The following is a 15589-nucleotide window of genomic DNA, read 5'->3' on the forward strand; positions in this document are numbered from 1 at the left end:
TTAGCTTGCAAATCGATGACAAACACACAAATTTACTTCAATCTTCACAACATCCTGATTTTCCAGCTGCAAATTTGAAAATATTTTTTCACAATTGGAAAAATCGGCTCCAAAAAAAGACTTATTAACAATTGCTCGGAAAAATCAATTCCTGAACCTTTCGATTCAATGTCTAAGGGACAACGTTATTACCACTGGTTTTGCAATTTGAGGAAAACCCATTGGATTTGATACCAGGCTACAAATCCACCTTGAAAGTTCGCTTTGAATTCGTTAACTTGAAAACCATTATTGTTTCATCCTTTAATTTTTCACCGGATAAAACAACCTTTTCATTATTTATAACGATAACCTTGCTAACACGACCATGCCTACTCTGGAACCAATTGGATGAACACTGGAATATGAGATCGCAAAAAACAATAGTGAAGACTATTGTTAAAATATAAAGGTGAACATAAATCAAACAACATGAGCAATAAAAAAACCATAGGAATACTCACTGGCGGAGGAGATGTTCCAGGCCTTAATCCGGCCATCAGAGCTACAACTTTAAGAGCTATCAGAGAAGGATATCGGGTTATTGGTATTAAAAACGGTTGGAAAGGAATCATTTCCATTGATCCATCAAAACCTTTGGAACAACAGGAATACTGTATGGAACTCGACGAAACTACTGTTTCACGAATAGGAAGAACAGGCGGCACTTTCCTTCACTCTAGCCGCACAAAGGCGGATAAAGTGCCTCTTAAAGATCTCCCCGATCACTTAAAAGGGAAATTTAAAGAAGATGTTAATGATCTCACCCCCGAAGCATTGAAAAATATTGCCTTTTTGGGATTAGACTATCTTATTCCTATTGGTGGAGACGATACTTTAAGCTATGGATTTCGCTTGCATAAAGAAGGGGTAAAAATCATTGCCATTCCCAAAACCATGGACGGGGATGTTCCCGGGACGGAATATTGTATTGGATTTAGCACCTGCGTTACCAGAACCATAGAACTCACTCATGAACTAAGAACCTGCGCAGGATCGCATGAACGATTTCTGGTTCTCGAGGTTTTCGGTCGTAATGCCGGATTCTCGGCCCTTTTACCCACTGTGGGCGGGGCCGCCGACCGTTGTGTCATCCCTGAACATCCGTTCGACATGGAACAACTGGCAGCCCTTATGGTGGAAGACAGAAACAGCAATCCAAGCAAATATTCCGTTGTCTTGGTCTCAGAAGGTGCGAAAATAAAGGGTGGAACAGAAATATTTGAAAGCCATGAAACCGACAGCTTTGGCCACAAAAAGCTGGGAGGAATTGGTGAAGTAGTAGCGAGTCAGCTCAAAAAATTATCACCAAAATTTAATAATGGAAAAGAAATCAACATTATTAATCAAAAACTGGGATATCTCGTGCGTTCAGGGCAGCCCGATGCGCTTGACTCTATCGTCCCAACAGCCTATGGGAACTTGGCACTGGATCTGATAGCCCAGGGAATTCATGGACAAATGGTGTGTATCCGCAACGGGAAATATGACCATGTATCTATTGAAGCCGTAAAAAAAGATGAAAAGGGAGAAAGTATCAAAAAAGTAAATGTGGAAAAATTTTATGACACTAAACGCTATCGCCCCATCTACCATAATTTAATGGGTGACCCAATCCTGATTATGACAAGGGATACAAATATTCTAATGTGAAGAAAATAAAAGTTGTATCAAAATTTCATATACTGAGATTCACTACGAATCTCAGTATAATATTTTTCGGCAATCAAGCAATTAAAAAAACTATTCATTATCAACTAATTTATGATGAATAGTTTTTAGCATCTATGTTTCCATCGCCCAAAGATATGTCACTAAAAATTGGTTTTTCACTTAAACGTGCGTATGGTCCTTCAGGATTGATTGCCACAGCCATCCCCAACAAATGAGGAGCATTTGGCCCGGAAGAAGATTTATACATCAAAAGAATTTCACCCGTTTTTTCATTCACGACAGGGGCCGGATTGGATGTTATGGTCGCATCCCAATGTCCAGGTCTCGGTTCAAGCACAGGCTTATCCAAGCGACGCCAGGGACCATATAGGCTCTTACTAAAGGCCACACCTATTCTTTTATTCATCCAGGCTTTAGACCAATTTATCCCTGAAACTTTTGCGTTTTCTATTGTTGGTTTTGGGAAATCATACGTATTCCCAAAATAAAACAATAGATACATATCATTATACCGAACAATACGAGGGTTGTGCGTACACATTCCATCCCAGAACTCCCGTCCACGTGATGGCAAAGCCACTTCCAAAGCTTTATAAGGTCCAACCGGAGAATTAGCTACCGCGTGAACGATCTCCGAATTAGTAACCCACTTCCCAAATCCTAACTTCTTTAACCATCGACTGGCAAACATATGATATTTCCCATCGTCCCCTTTTATGACTGATGAACCCCAAATCCAGTAATCAGAATCATAAAATCCTCCCTGAAGAGAGGCTGGTAACAAACGATCAATAAAAGCCGGCTCTTTAGGTACCCCAAAATTGGATAATAAACTAAAGCTCAGGGCTGAGCCTGAGCTAATCAGAATAGATCTCTTTATAAACGTTCGTCTGTTCATTGGAGCAAGGAATTATTTCTTTACAGACCTCTCAATAAAAGTCTGGTTCAGTTCATCACTGTCGCCATATTTCTGTCTCAATTCTTCCAACTTGAGGTGCATTTCCTTCTGAACATTTGCATATTCCGGGTTATTATAAACATTGTGCATCTCCATTGAATCTTTTTCCAAATCATACAACTCCCAGGTATCCAAAGCATAATAGAAATGAATTAATTTATACCTTTTGGTACGAATACCATAATGACGTGGGACATTATGTTCTCCGGGAAACTCATAGTAAGTATAATAAATGGCATCACGCCATTGCTCTTTGGCTTCTCCTCGAACTAATTTCCGAAACGATAAACCTTGCATATCATCTGGGATGGTCAGGTTGGCATAATCAAGAAAAGTAGGCGCGAAATCCAAATTCTGTACCAACTGATCTACAACAGTTCCAGGCTTTATTTCTTTGGGATAACGCATCAAAATAGGAGTACGGAAGGATTCTTCATACATAAACCTTTTGTCAAACCAACCATGTTCTCCAAGATAAAATCCCTGATCAGATGTATAAATCACTATTGTATTCTCTGCAAGACCTTCAGTCTCTAAATAGCGAAGAACTTCTCCTACCCCATCATCAACAGATTGTATCGTAGCTAAATAATCTTGCAAATACCGGTTAAATTTCCATTTTGCCAATTCTTTTCCTTGAGGCCTTTTCTTCTTAAAATCCTCAATGATTGGCTCATAGTATTGATCCCATGCTTCTCGTTGAAGACTATCCATTCGGTTGTATAATGCTTGTCCTGCTTTCCTATATCGTGTCTGAAACTCGCCCGCTTCATCAAGCATTTTCAAGTCATAAACCAAATCCATATGTTCCCATATCCCCATCTCATGTATAGACGCTGCCTGACGATTTTCAAAACCATCAAAAAAATTGGAAGGCATAGAGAATATAGAATCTTCAAAAAGATCAAAATATTTTGGTTCAGGCATCCAAGTACGATGAGGAGCCTTTTGGTGATACATTATAAAGAAGGGCTTATCTTTTTCACGCTTATTTTTCAACCAATCAAGGGCAATGTCAGTGGTGATTTGTGTACAGTATCCATGATATTGCTTTTTTACCCCATTCTCAATAAAATCCGGATTATAATAATCCCCTTGACCAGGCAAAATATTATAGTAATCAAACCCTTGAGGTTCACCTTCCAAATGAATTTTTCCAATCAAAGCCGTTTGATAGCCTGCCTTCTTTAACTCCTTAGCAACATTATTTTGGTTCCAATCGAAACGTGCCAAGTTATCTACTTTTCCGTTCACAAAACTATGCTTTCCCGTAAGCATCACCGCTCGACTTGGAGCACAAATAGAATTGGTAACAAAGCCCCTGGTAAAAATAGCGCCTTCTTTGGCAAGACGGTCAATATTGGGCGTGCGATTTATACCATATCCATAAGCACTGATAGCCTGATAACCATGATCATCACTCATCACAAACACAATATTTGGCCTGCTTTCATCTTGTTCAGCAGCACCGCGACAACCACTGGCCAAAATCACTAAAATTAACAACAACATATCTCTCAAAAATCCATCTTTCATTTCAAATTTCCTTTCATTTTGTTTTATAAAGTTCTACAATATTTTCACCTGGATTAAGTTTTAACAAGGTTCGTTGCTTCAAAATCCGTCTTCCATTAAATACCACTTTTTTGTATTTATGAACAAATACAAAATGACCTTTCATTGAATCGGGCACTGTTATTTTATATCTTTCCCTTTGACCTTTTGATTCATATTCTGCTTGGATAGTCCCATTTAGGGAAGGAACTTTTATGGCAGAATTATTCAAGCCTTCAAGCTGAGGGCTTATTTGGAAATTTTCAAATCCGGCAGTAACAGGTTGGATTCCCCATAAATAGCGGGTAATAATATTTAAAGGAGCTGTTCCCCAAGCATGATTCCAATCAGCGTTGGGTTTATATTTCATATCCCATGCTTCTAATGTCATTGTTGAACCAATATTCAACATATTCCACCAAGTCCGATCGTGTGAAGTATCAGTAATTAAATCTAATGCATACTCTTGCTCCCCATGTTTCAGCAATCCTTCCAGTAAGTATTGTGCACCATAAACACTACATGCCATTCCCCGCGACTTCACATGTGATATAACAGATTTTTTGTACTTTTCGGCTACCAAATCAAAAGCAAGCGGGAACATATTGGCATGAAGTGATGCATGGGAAGAACTCTCTCCATCAACATAAACTCCTCTGTTTTTATCAAACAATTTTTGATTGATTGATTTTTTTGTTCTTCGTGCGCGCTGCTTAAATAATCTAACATCTTTCTCATACCCCAATAAGCCCGCAATTTTGGACATCAATACCAGATTGTGGTAATAAAAAGCATTCACAACAGTATTGACAGGCATCATTTCATAACCATCCCGCTCGCCCTGCTCGGTTGCAAGTTTCCAACCGGTATCCTTCTGAGCGGGTGGCCAATCAACAATATCTCTCACCTTGGTATTTGGATTTTCAAACCCCAATTTTTTCTTCATCTCAGGGGTAAGCTTTTCTGAATATGAACTAATCAATCCATCTTCTCCTTCAAGCTCCATTAAGGTTCTTTCCTTCAACATTTCATAATTGTCACGTAACAAATCAAGATCACCTGAATAGAGGTAATATTGATAATACAACATTACAGTATGAAGCAACCATTCGGTGGGCCATGTGGGATGGTCAATAAAATACAAGTTGGTGCGTCTCGCAATTGAATAATCGCTATCTAAGCAGAAATGGCTCAACTGATTAATATATGCATCTGCCTCATAAGGGATCCTTTCTCTGTCTCCATCAATATAATACCCCACAAAACTGGTAGCCTTTATTGTATGCTTGCATAAATCCCAAATGGAATTAAGGACAGAATCCGATGAAGAAAAAGAACTTGCATCATCATTAAACCTATAATGAAAAGCCTTTTGATAAAACTTAATTTCTTCAATGGGAACTTTAAGATTTTCAATTTCGACATATCGAAAAGGCATTACGATTCCAAATGTATCGGGTGGCAGAATGGCATTAGGACCTCTATTTCGTTTATCGGGTGTTAGCTCAATAAGGGTCTTGCCCGAGTTCAGCTTTTCCAGCTCTACTTTTTGGTAACGAACAGTACCTCCTGGTTTTTCATCCACATGGCCATCACTGTTGAGTTTTTCACCCAAATGAAATACAATGGCAGACTCCTGAGGTTGAGATGAAGAAACAACCAAAGTGCCGAAAAAAGCCTTATCAAATACCAGCAGATAGCGCCCCTTTCCAAGTTCAACCACCTTTTTAGGCGAGTTAAAATGGACTTCGAACAGAGAGTCCGGAACCGAAGAATGATATTGAGAATTGGCATTAATAACTGCCAAACACATCAATAAAACAAGAGACTTTATTTTTCCCTCTAAAAAGAAATGGTATTTCATCAGTATAAAAATTGATTAATCCATTGGTCTGATGGAACTCGCATGACCTTCAATTTATACATATTCTTGTTGTGACAATCTCACATTGTCATGCCCGTTTCATCCGTACAAAATAAATTTATGTAATTAGTTTAAAGCTTATTATGTCCAACATCCACCCCTTAATACCATTCGACTGACCTCATGTCGAAGCCTAAAGGCTTGGAATGAGCTCAGCTGAATTAGAAAACCATCCTTCCCGCAAAACATGAAATTGATAAATTTCCCTTCTGCCTAAACACTTCTGCCTCTGTCTTTTTATACATGTTCTTGTTGTGTCAAGCTTAGTTGGTCATGCTCGTTTCATCCTTTAATTTTAAAGAAACAAATAAAAGACACTATGTTCCATCATTTTAGTTCCAAAACAGCTGAAAGTTGCAATATAGCACATATGCTGAAACGGCACCACCAACCTTATTGAAACCTCTATTTCACCTTTAATATGATAATTTGGTCGACATCATTCTCAGGCAGTCCTTTGGTATAAATAAACACACCTTCAGCCTGTTGTTTAAACTTTAATTTTGCACCATTTTCAAAGTTTTTTGCAGACGCAACCTTTAGTTTCAAATCTGGGATAAAAAGATACGGCTTTCCGTCCGGTTTCAAAATATGCACAAACAATTGGTTATCTCTTTGTGTTATGGTTCCCCAGTCCTGAGAATCAATCACTTTACCTCGTGTCTCATAAATGGTTTCCCCGTATTTAGAAATCCACTCACCCACTTCGTTAAGTACTTTCACAAATTCAGGTTGAATTTCACCATTGGGCATCGGGCCTACATTAAGTAAAAGATTTGCATCCTTCCCTGCAGCTTTCACTAGTAAATGAATGATTTCTTTTTTACTCTTTATTCTTTTCTCATTTAAATTAAACCCCCATGACTTACCGATAGTTGCACAAGTTTCAAGCGGTAAATCACTTACCTTTACACCATGACTAAATCCGGCCGTATTTTCACCGGGTAAATCACGTTCAAAGGCCTGAATGTCCTCCCCCGGAAGGGGTTGCATATGGTGATTATTTACTATGAGGGTAGAGGGACTTATTTCGTGAATCAGGCCATAAATTTCATCGTAATGCCAATTTGCATTCTTCCGTTCCCAGTGGCCATCGAACCAAATGCAACCAATTTCACCATAGTTGGTCAATAATTCTGTCAATTGAGCTTTCATAAACTCAATATAGTTATTCCAATCTGTATCTACCGGAGCTCCATTCACTATCTTTTTTCCAAAACCATAATCTTCTCGTCCCCAATCCAACAAAGAATAATAAAAGTTAAGCTTTATTCCTTCTTTCTTACACTCTTCAGCTAACTCTTTCAATGGATCTTTTCCATAGGGAGTAGCATCCACAATATTGTATTCAGAAGCTTCTGTATCAAACATACTGAACCCATCATGATGCCTTGTCGTAATGGTAATATATTTCATTCCGGCAGCTTTTACAATCTGTACCCATTTTTTAGCATCGAAGTCATATGGATAAAAAAAGTCTGCCAATCGCTTGTATTTATCATAGGAAATATGTTGATTATGCATAACCCACTCACCATCCCCCAAAACACTATATATTCCCCAGTGTACAAACAATCCGAAGCGCATATCTCGAAATTGTTCACGGGCTTGGAGATTTTCCTGCGATGGGTTATAATCCGGTACTTCAAAAGAATATTGTTGAGCTTCTGCGCTCAAAAAAAGCAAACCTATAAAAATGATCAAAACGAACTTCTTCATGTTTTTTTAAGTTTATTTGTTTTTTAAAATTTTACACAATCAAAAAATCATTGAATTCCAATACTATATTGCTAAGGAATTTTCCATAAAGCATCCCCCAATTATTTTCTTCCTATCCAGAAAGAGTTATAAATTTACTGTCTTTGTATCCATAAAAATTTCAAAATTTCTATTTGATGGAAAATGCAACAGGTTCAGGTCCCATTTCGACCTCAAGAATACCTCCATTTACAATTTCTTCATGAGTTATCCAAAATCTATATGTAACCTTCCCCAGAAATCGGACCGCTTAAAATTAGACAAAATATTAATTTTAAGCAGTCAAAAAACAGTTATGAAAAAGTCCAGATTTACAGAGAGTCAAATTGTAAAGATTCTTAAGGAGTATGAAAGTGGTATTGATGCCCAAAGTTTTATGTCGTGAACATGGGATATCCCGAGCTACCTTTTATAATTGGCGCAAGAAATATTCCGGGATGGAAGTCTCACAGCTTAAACGATTAAAAGAATTGGAAGAAGAAAATCGGAAGCTAAAACAAATTTATGCTGAGGCGAGTCTGGATAATAAGATGTTAAAAGATTTATTGGGAAAAAAGTTTTAAAGCCCTGCCAGAAGAAAGCACGAGCTGAATACTTACAGAGAACTTATAACATCAGCATTGGCAGGGCATGCCGATTAACGAGTCTGCATCGCTTGATATGATACTATGAAAGCCAACGAGATGATGGGGAAGTAATTGATAAGCTCAATGAACTGAGTGAAAAATATCCCACCAGAGGATTTGATGAATATTATGGCCGTATTCGAAATGAAGGTCTGAAGTGGAATCGCAAACGGATATTAAGAGTCTATCGATTAATGAATTTAAATCTAAGACGAAAGCGAAAACGAAGATTGCCGGCTCGCGATTAAGAATCGTTAAGCCAGCCACAAGAGATAAATAATACCTGGTCAATGGATTTTATAAGCGACAGTTTGGTTTTTGGACGAAAATTTCGGGTATTGAACGTTATCGATGATTATAATCGAGAAGCCTTGGCCATAGAGGTTGATTTTTCAATGCCTGGCGAGCGTGTAAAACAAATATTAAATGAGGTTATATATAGTCGAGGGAAGCCTAAAAAAATACGAGTAGACAATGGTCCTGAATTTATATCAAAAGCCCTTAAACATTGGGCACAAAAGCATGAAATTGAATTGAAGTATATACAACCCGGCAGTCCAGCGCAGAATGCCTACATAGAAAGATTTAACCGTTTATTCAGAGAAGATATTTTGGATGCTTACCTGTTTAGTGATTTACATCAAGTCAGGGAATTAGCCTGGGAGTGGATGGATGATTACAATGAATCTCATCCTCACAAGTCACTAGGTGGCATAAGTCCAATAGCATATTTAAAAAAGATGAAACGAGCATGACCAAGTAGGTTTCCCACAACAAAAATTATGTATAAAGATTAGGTCATGCGAGTTCCATTCGACCATAGTGTTGGTAATTTTTATTCGAATGAAAAACAACCAAACACTAAATAGCAAAGGAAGTTCGCAACCTGAACCTGTCAAGGGTCTATAAACGGCTTCGTGCCTCAGCCGCCCTTGACAGAACCACCTTGCTCACTGAATATGCATTTAGAATTTTGGTTTCAAAAAAAGAAAAATGTCTATTTTAGAGCTGTCCTATAAAGGGTAAGTTTACACCCCGAGGAACACGAATCACATCAGGCACAACCGGTGGAATGAGAATGCAAAACAAGTTTTAAAACCAACAACGACCCACCCTCACCCGCTACTACTTCGGCGACTACGAAGAAGAACAAACCGCCGATGGGAAAACACGTAAAATTCATTACCTTAGTGGTGGTAACGGTCTGGCAGCAATATTTGTAGAGGAAAACGACCATGCCCGACTCTACTATGCTTACACCGATTACCTGGGCTCATTGACAGCTTTGACAGACCAAGACGGCAACGTTGTGGAACGCCAGGCATTTGATCCGTGGGGAAACAGGCGTGATCCGGATGACTGGACCAGTCTCATCACCACTCCGGTGAGTCACATCACCGGCCGGGGCTATACCCTACACGAGCATTTGGATGATTTTGTTCTCATCAACATGAACGGGCGTGTTTATGACCCGCAGATAGCGCGTTTCCTGAGTCCCGATCCGCAATTACAGGTGCCGGGGTATTGGTTGAACTATAATCGGTATGGGTATTGCTTGAATAATCCATTGATTTATACTGACCCTTCAGGTGAATTTTTCTGGGCTGCATTGCCGTTAATGGTAAAAATAGGAATTGCTGTTGGTACAGGAGTAGGAGCTTATACTGGGTACAAAATTGGGGAAGCTAACGGAGCCTCAGGTTAGGGCATGGTTGGTTACATGTTGGGAGGCGCTGCAATAGGTGGTTTTTCTGGCTATTTAGGAGGGACAATAGCTGCCGGGGGTGGCTTTATGGCCAATACGAGTGCTATAATGGTGAGTTCCTCATTTAACTCCATGTGGATGATAGCGTTAAGTGGAGGGCAGATGTCACCAAGTATCAGTTTTGGGTTTGGCTCGTTTAATTTTGAGACAGGTGAGTTTAGATCGATATTTGATTGGAAGGACTTATCAACTATGGAAAAAATAGGATATGGATTAGGTACTTTTGCAAATGCCAGTGATGTTTATGGTGCTATAATGGGGGCTTATGGAGATAAAGCTGGCGAGGCTGATTTAATAACAAAGAATGATCCTATTGGACATGCGGAATTAAGAACATTACCCAATGAAGATGGGGTTAGTGAAAATCTAATATCAGTAGGGCCAGATTGGGATCGTGCGGTTAGGGGAGATAGTTTTTGGGATGCCCCAGGGAAAAATACTTGGCCAACTCATTCAAATGATGTCGATATTACAGTTTCAAAGATTCGTATTACAAATGTACGATTAGATAAAATCCATGAATATGTTAATACAAGTCTTAAGAGTTTTCGCTACAAGGCTTTAAGTACGAATTGTGTTACATCTGCTTCGAATGGTCTATTGAAAGCAGGTGTGTTAAATATACCGTTTCTGCGTCATCCGTCTTTATTACAAATGCAGATGTTAGCAAGAAGATATGCCTTTTTATCACCTTATATGACTGAATATTAAAATGAAAGAAATTAAAAACCCCTCAATTATAGTGTTGTTGTTTATGCTATTTAACTCATGCTGTGGAAGTAAAGTCGTTTCGTATTTAAAAAACTGTGATAGAATAAGAGTTGAAAATGAAGAAACATATTGTCTTGTTAGTATTAAAGATTTGAAGAATAATATTCCAAAGAAAGACAAAGTTTGCTATATGGGTACAGATAGTGATTATCACTACTTTAAATATCATTATCGGACTACAATTTTCTCTTATGATAAAACAGCAAAGTGGGCTGTGATGGGATTCAAAATACCCATAACTGAGGAGTATCATCCTAAAAATAGTAGAGAGTTTAAACTTACTAATACTTGCGATGATGCATACATTGTGCTTGTCGATGAGTTGTGAATTAACAAAAATCCATAGTAAAAAGTCTCGGAAGTTCCGGGGCTTTTTACTTTATACGCGCTGCTTTTTTGAGCAGTTCAATAATCTGTTCTTTGGAAATGTTTTCGAGTTGGCTTTTGTCGTAGATATACACGAGGTAAACCTCGTTATCTTCGGTTACAAGGTAAGTGATAACCCTTGCGCCGCCAGACTTGCCTTTTCCTTTAGAGGCAATGGCCATGCGTGTTTTGTGAATGCCATGACAAAGGTTAATGCCGGATGGCTAAAACGGTTCAAAATGTGCCACCGATTTCGGAGTTCTTGTGCCAGACATTTCGGTTTAAAACGTGCCAGTCATAGCGCATAAGCAAAAAAAGCTTTCGGTTCGACTTGTGCCAGTTTGAGAGATCAGGAAAAAACAGCTATATCGCTAAAAAAAAGAGATATGGCCGATAAACTTGATCTTATGGATTTAAAACAGATATTGACATTATATTTAGATGGCATAATCAATCGAAAAATAGGAGAAATATTGGGTATTCACAGGAATACCATCAACAATTACGTTCATCTATTTAATTCCTGTAAATACAGCAAAGAAGAACTTGTTTCATTGGATAATAGTGAATTACTCAAGTTTATTCCAATCCATACCTCCATCAAAAATGCCCGTTATGATGAGCTAATGCGCTGCTTTGAAAAGATGAACGCGCAACGTGGATATTCTGGTAATACTGCCCCCCCCATTCCGGTGATATTGCCCCCCTATTCACTGATAGGTTCAAAGAGATTGATGGACTGACAATATTACCGTTTTTTTCTTAAACGATCACCCTTTAATTCTATTCGATGAGAAGTATGGACTAATCGATCAAAAATGGCATCGGCAATAGTTTCTTCTCCGATGAGATCGTACCAGTTTGTTACGGGTAGCTGACTGGCAATAATTAGGGCGTTTTGGCCATGCCGGTCTTCTTTCATTTCCATTAAATCCATGCGTTGTTGCTAGTCCAGATAGGTAAGCCCAAAGTCATCGATAATCAATAACTCTGTTTTAGCTGGTTTTGAGAAGAATTTGCCAATACAGGTATAGGGAACGCTATAATAATGTCTGTCTTTAAACAGACAGATATGGTTGTTTGATGCGACCTTATACTGCTTATAATACTTAATCTCATATACGGTATCCGGAAGTGGTTTTAACAGGTGTTTCTCATCAGCCAAAAATTTTTATTCCAAAACAGGACCTTCCAGCTTTAAAAGATCCGGTATATGAAGACTGCTATCTTCTATTTTTTGAAGGTAAGACTTGACCGTATTCTTGCTTATGCCCAGAATACGAGCTATCTGTTTTTTGCCTTTACCTTGCTGATGTAAATGTAATAACTGTTTTATCTGACTCATTGATTTTGGTTTTCCTGCCATCATCTTTGCTTTTTAGTGATCACCTCTTTGATCACTAAAGAACCAAAATTCAATGAATGAATAGCGATAGGGGGTCAACATGCTCCGGAAAAAGGTGAAATCCCTTCAAAAGGGGGGCAACATGCTCCGGATTATCCACTTGAGAGAGCTTTTTTTCATTTCAGTCCAGACACGCTTTTTTAAACAGTATCGAGATAACTTATGCGAAATGCTTTCAATCCTTAAGCAAGAACTTTGAAAGCCGCTTCTATGAAGTTTTGAAGCGGCTTTCAAGGTTTTCAGAAGCCGCTTTCAAGGTTTTCAGAAGCGGCTTTCAAGGGTTTCAGAAGCCGCTTTCAAGAATATTTGAAGCCCCTTCCGGGGATATTGGCAACCCCTGTCGGTGTGGATCGACAAAGGTTGCCTAAGGTTTTTATTGTACCGATATCCGGTATAACCTTTCCCAACATCCGGTATAACCTTTCCCAACATCTGGTATAACCTTTCCCAACATCCGGTATAAGCTTATCCCAACACCTGGTATAACCTTATCCCAACACTTAATTGGGGATAAAACGTGGAGGCCCTAAGCCGAAAAAGGGGGAGGGGGGTAATCGAAGTTGTAATAAATATTGTATTAAACAACTAATAAAGTGTATTGTACCGTCCATTTAAGAGTGCAATATATTAATTTGATATTTCCTCTGAAAGGAAGGGAATGTTCAATCAAGCGAAGAGTTTTAGGATCGTTTTCATCAGGCCAATAATTGTTTCATTCGTATAAAATTTATCTAATTCATTGGGCTAATGGGACTCGCATGACAGGGATTTATACATTCTCTATTGAGACAATCTCACATTGTCATGCCCCTGACAGTGTGATAGTAGCCGACCGTGCTTACGTCGATTTTGAAAACTTTTACCGTTGGCTTACCGGCAAAAGTTTTTTTGTGGTACGGCTCAAAAAATCGGTCAAATTCAACAGGCTCAACGAAAAAGAACTGCCCGATGACAGGCACCAGCACATTCCGGTTGATGAGTATATAGAGCTTTCAGAAGAAAAAGCAAAAGCCAAATACCCGAAAAAAATTCGTAGGGCATTTGTTTGGGACGAAGTAAACCAGCAAACAATAGAACTTATTAGCAACCCATTTTGTTGGACAGCAAACACCATCGCCGAGCTTTATAAAGCCCGATGGGATATTGAACAGTTTTTCAAAGACATAAAACAGCTCCTGAAAATCAAATCATTCCTGGGAACCTCGCCGAAAGCAGTATTAATACAGATTTGGTCAGCAATGATAACCCTACTGATTTTAAAGTACATGAAAGCTTGTGCAAAATACGGATGGTGCCTATCGAACCTGTTGGCATTCCTTAGGATTAACCTTCTGGTGAAATTTGACCTGAAGCGATTGCTCGACAATCCGTTTGAACAACCACCAGAAACTGGTCCAATACACTATGTGCAAGGAAAATTGTTTGATTGTGGGGATATTTTTTAAAAAGAGAAAAATCTGTTCAAAACCCTGATGTTTCAATTCCTATTAACTAATTGGGAAAACGTTTAGGACAGCTCTGACCAAAATTACAAACCATGATAAAAACACTATATTATTACTATTGTTGACAATGCCCGACAAGTCCGGGCTTTTTTGTTGTGTGCCGTGCATGGTAAATAACTAGGTGGTGAAAGTCCGCCATGGGGTTCATAATCGCAACCATTAGTTAAAGACAAGGGGGTCCATCGCGAGGTGGAATCTGAAGGAAGTCAATGGAAAAACTATACCGGACAGAGTTAAATTTACATTCCCACTTATATTTATAAAAACCTCCTAATGCTATCTTTTATCCTTTGAAAAAAAATATAGTTTCAATTTTAACAGGTTATTTTTATAGATTAAATAATACAGAATAGTACTATAAATTAAAAGAAGAAAAAACAGGACATAATCATAGTTGTTTTTTTCTTTTAATATGAATAGTGCTGTGAAGCCAGCTAACACTGGCAGAAAGTAGCTTAACATTTTATGCCTAAGCCTTCTTTTTAACACTGAAAAACTTTGTTCTTTGAGATCATTTTTATCTATAAAGAATCCTGTTTTCAGTGATTCCTCCATAGTTTCTGTTGATTTTTTTTGAGTATCCTGCATCATGAAAATTATAACCAAATAAATGATATCAATTCCTATCTTACTTCTTTACCGGGTTAGCTACATCCTCAATCATCTCCTTACCCACTTTTCTTTGACTAATACATATCTATGATTTCCATTTTTCATTGGAATTTTAATTTCTCCTTCAAATGTTAATGTGTCATTTTTAATCTCATACGCATAAATGACTGATGTTGATGAATCCAATATTTCTTTAAAACGGGTATCATCAATTGTCTCAAACTTTCCTTTAATATCTATATTTTCATGGGCATTCTCACTATTAGAGATATAAAACGTCCCATCTGAATTAAAAACTTTAGTTCTATATTCTTCATTAACAAAATTTGGTTTGCCATTGGAAAAACCTTCAACAAACGACCACTCACCAACTAATGGGCTTGTTTCATGAGTGTAATTGCAAGAAACTAAAACAAACACAGTAATAGATATAATAAAACATGTTTTCATTCCTGACAGTATTTTTTACCTAAATTAAAAATTTTATCATAGGGGCATAGGGAATTTAAATTTAACTCTGTCCGGTAGAATTTTCGTAACTCAAAATTACTCATGTTTTTTCTTTCAACCAATTCTTAAAAGCTCATTTGGGTAGTTTTCAGGTTCTGTCAAGGGCGGCTGAGGCACGAAGC

General features: G+C 38.1%; 15 protein-coding genes and 2 pseudogenes. 7 read left to right on the forward strand and 10 right to left on the reverse strand.

The window, feature by feature from the left end; all coding sequences use genetic code 11:
- Window positions 1-471 precede the first annotated feature (471 nt).
- On the forward strand, window positions 472-1692 hold the full coding sequence (locus ACT29H_RS05935; RefSeq protein ID WP_444820687.1) for a 6-phosphofructokinase: 1221 nt from the start codon (window positions 472-474) through the stop codon (window positions 1690-1692).
- A 109-nt stretch (window positions 1693-1801) separates the two neighbouring features.
- On the opposite strand, the gene ACT29H_RS05940 is transcribed toward ACT29H_RS05935, so the two are convergent.
- The 4 genes from ACT29H_RS05940 to ACT29H_RS05955 all read right to left on the reverse strand — a co-directional run bounded on the left by ACT29H_RS05940 (window position 1802) and on the right by ACT29H_RS05955 (window position 7868).
- Entirely contained in the window at window positions 1802-2611 is an 810-nt protein-coding gene (locus ACT29H_RS05940; RefSeq protein ID WP_444820688.1) for a glycoside hydrolase family protein, read from the reverse strand.
- A gap of 12 nt (window positions 2612-2623) precedes the next feature.
- Window positions 2624-4207 (reverse strand): sulfatase family protein, encoded by a 1584-nt coding sequence (locus tag ACT29H_RS05945; RefSeq protein WP_444820689.1) that lies wholly within the window; start codon window positions 4205-4207, stop codon window positions 2624-2626.
- A 13-nt stretch (window positions 4208-4220) separates the two neighbouring features.
- Window positions 4221-6089, reverse strand: coding sequence for an alpha-L-rhamnosidase-related protein (locus ACT29H_RS05950; protein WP_444820690.1), 1869 nt, complete (start codon window positions 6087-6089; stop codon window positions 4221-4223).
- Window positions 6090-6554: 465 nt separating this feature from the next.
- The gene (locus ACT29H_RS05955; protein WP_444820691.1) at window positions 6555-7868 is read right to left on the reverse strand and encodes an alpha-L-fucosidase; all 1314 of its coding nucleotides are present in this window, start codon (window positions 7866-7868) and stop codon (window positions 6555-6557) included.
- 334 nt (window positions 7869-8202) lie between these two features.
- On the opposite strand from ACT29H_RS05955, the pseudogene ACT29H_RS05960 reads away from it, so the two are divergent.
- From ACT29H_RS05960 to ACT29H_RS05975, 4 genes and pseudogenes are all read left to right on the forward strand, one after another.
- A pseudogene (locus ACT29H_RS05960) lies at window positions 8203-9288 on the forward strand (IS3 family transposase).
- Between the two features lie 521 nt (window positions 9289-9809).
- Complete coding sequence (locus ACT29H_RS05965) at window positions 9810-10238, forward strand: RHS repeat-associated core domain-containing protein (protein ID WP_444820692.1); 429 nt, start codon at window positions 9810-9812, stop codon at window positions 10236-10238.
- Between the two features lie 15 nt (window positions 10239-10253).
- On the forward strand, window positions 10254-11009 hold the full coding sequence (locus tag ACT29H_RS05970) for a hypothetical protein (protein ID WP_444820693.1): 756 nt from the start codon (window positions 10254-10256) through the stop codon (window positions 11007-11009).
- Between the two features lies 1 nt (window position 11010).
- Window positions 11011-11397: a hypothetical protein gene (locus ACT29H_RS05975; protein ID WP_444820694.1), complete on the forward strand. Its 387-nt coding sequence runs from the start codon at window positions 11011-11013 to the stop codon at window positions 11395-11397.
- A gap of 46 nt (window positions 11398-11443) precedes the next feature.
- Here the strand turns inward: ACT29H_RS05975 and ACT29H_RS05980 are convergent, their stop codons facing one another.
- A complete protein-coding gene (locus ACT29H_RS05980) occupies window positions 11444-11650 on the reverse strand; it encodes a type II toxin-antitoxin system RelE/ParE family toxin (RefSeq protein ID WP_444820705.1) in 207 nt (68 codons plus the stop codon).
- 171 nt (window positions 11651-11821) lie between these two features.
- Here ACT29H_RS05980 and ACT29H_RS05985 point away from each other — a divergent pair, with 171 nt between their 5' ends.
- On the forward strand, window positions 11822-12178 hold the full coding sequence (locus ACT29H_RS05985; RefSeq protein WP_444820695.1) for a helix-turn-helix domain-containing protein: 357 nt from the start codon (window positions 11822-11824) through the stop codon (window positions 12176-12178).
- 5 nt (window positions 12179-12183) lie between these two features.
- Here ACT29H_RS05985 and ACT29H_RS05990 read toward each other — a convergent pair whose 3' ends face one another.
- The 4 genes from ACT29H_RS05990 to ACT29H_RS06005 all read right to left on the reverse strand — a co-directional run bounded on the left by ACT29H_RS05990 (window position 12184) and on the right by ACT29H_RS06005 (window position 13272).
- The gene (locus tag ACT29H_RS05990; RefSeq protein WP_444820696.1) at window positions 12184-12363 is read right to left on the reverse strand and encodes an ATP-binding protein; all 180 of its coding nucleotides are present in this window, start codon (window positions 12361-12363) and stop codon (window positions 12184-12186) included.
- 18 nt (window positions 12364-12381) lie between these two features.
- Window positions 12382-12600 carry a hypothetical protein gene (locus ACT29H_RS05995; protein ID WP_444820697.1) on the reverse strand — a complete coding sequence of 73 codons (219 nt, stop codon included), beginning with the start codon at window positions 12598-12600 and terminating at the stop codon, window positions 12382-12384.
- Window positions 12601-12606: 6 nt separating this feature from the next.
- Window positions 12607-12804 carry a helix-turn-helix domain-containing protein gene (locus tag ACT29H_RS06000; RefSeq protein WP_444820698.1) on the reverse strand — a complete coding sequence of 66 codons (198 nt, stop codon included), beginning with the start codon at window positions 12802-12804 and terminating at the stop codon, window positions 12607-12609.
- Window positions 12805-13101: 297 nt separating this feature from the next.
- Window positions 13102-13272 (reverse strand): hypothetical protein, encoded by a 171-nt coding sequence (locus tag ACT29H_RS06005; protein WP_444820699.1) that lies wholly within the window; start codon window positions 13270-13272, stop codon window positions 13102-13104.
- 326 nt (window positions 13273-13598) lie between these two features.
- On the opposite strand from ACT29H_RS06005, the pseudogene ACT29H_RS06010 reads away from it, so the two are divergent.
- Window positions 13599-14082 (forward strand): annotated as a pseudogene (locus ACT29H_RS06010) (IS4 family transposase); the annotation flags it as partial.
- Window positions 14083-15005: 923 nt separating this feature from the next.
- Here ACT29H_RS06010 and ACT29H_RS06015 read toward each other — a convergent pair.
- Window positions 15006-15407, reverse strand: a complete 402-nt coding sequence (locus ACT29H_RS06015) for a hypothetical protein (protein WP_444820700.1) — start codon at window positions 15405-15407, stop codon at window positions 15006-15008.
- Between the last annotated feature and the right edge of the window lie 182 nt (window positions 15408-15589).

Origin of the sequence: Thermophagus sp. OGC60D27 (assembly GCF_052400625.1) — a bacterium.
Taxonomy (GTDB): Bacteria; Bacteroidota; Bacteroidia; order Bacteroidales; family Marinilabiliaceae; genus Thermophagus.

What these genes read in the sequence shown, in the direction of transcription:
- ACT29H_RS05935 (WP_444820687.1), top strand. Translation starts at nt 472, where the DNA reads ATGAGCAATAAAAAAACCATAGGAATACTCACTGGCGGAGGAGATGTT.
- ACT29H_RS05940 (WP_444820688.1), bottom strand. Translation starts at nt 2,611, where the DNA reads ATGAACAGACGAACGTTTATAAAGAGATCTATTCTGATTAGCTCAGGC.
- ACT29H_RS05945 (WP_444820689.1), bottom strand. Translation starts at nt 4,207, where the DNA reads ATGAAAGATGGATTTTTGAGAGATATGTTGTTGTTAATTTTAGTGATT.
- ACT29H_RS05950 (WP_444820690.1), bottom strand. Translation starts at nt 6,089, where the DNA reads ATGAAATACCATTTCTTTTTAGAGGGAAAAATAAAGTCTCTTGTTTTA.
- ACT29H_RS05955 (WP_444820691.1), bottom strand. Translation starts at nt 7,868, where the DNA reads ATGAAGAAGTTCGTTTTGATCATTTTTATAGGTTTGCTTTTTTTGAGC.
- ACT29H_RS05970 (WP_444820693.1), top strand. Translation starts at nt 10,254, where the DNA reads ATGTTGGGAGGCGCTGCAATAGGTGGTTTTTCTGGCTATTTAGGAGGG.
- ACT29H_RS05975 (WP_444820694.1), top strand. Translation starts at nt 11,011, where the DNA reads ATGAAAGAAATTAAAAACCCCTCAATTATAGTGTTGTTGTTTATGCTA.
- ACT29H_RS05985 (WP_444820695.1), top strand. Translation starts at nt 11,822, where the DNA reads ATGGCCGATAAACTTGATCTTATGGATTTAAAACAGATATTGACATTA.
- ACT29H_RS05990 (WP_444820696.1), bottom strand. Translation starts at nt 12,363, where the DNA reads ATGGAAATGAAAGAAGACCGGCATGGCCAAAACGCCCTAATTATTGCC.
- ACT29H_RS06000 (WP_444820698.1), bottom strand. Translation starts at nt 12,804, where the DNA reads ATGATGGCAGGAAAACCAAAATCAATGAGTCAGATAAAACAGTTATTA.
- ACT29H_RS06005 (WP_444820699.1), bottom strand. Translation starts at nt 13,272, where the DNA reads ATGTTGGGAAAGGTTATACCGGATGTTGGGAAAGGTTATACCGGATAT.
- ACT29H_RS06015 (WP_444820700.1), bottom strand. Translation starts at nt 15,407, where the DNA reads ATGAAAACATGTTTTATTATATCTATTACTGTGTTTGTTTTAGTTTCT.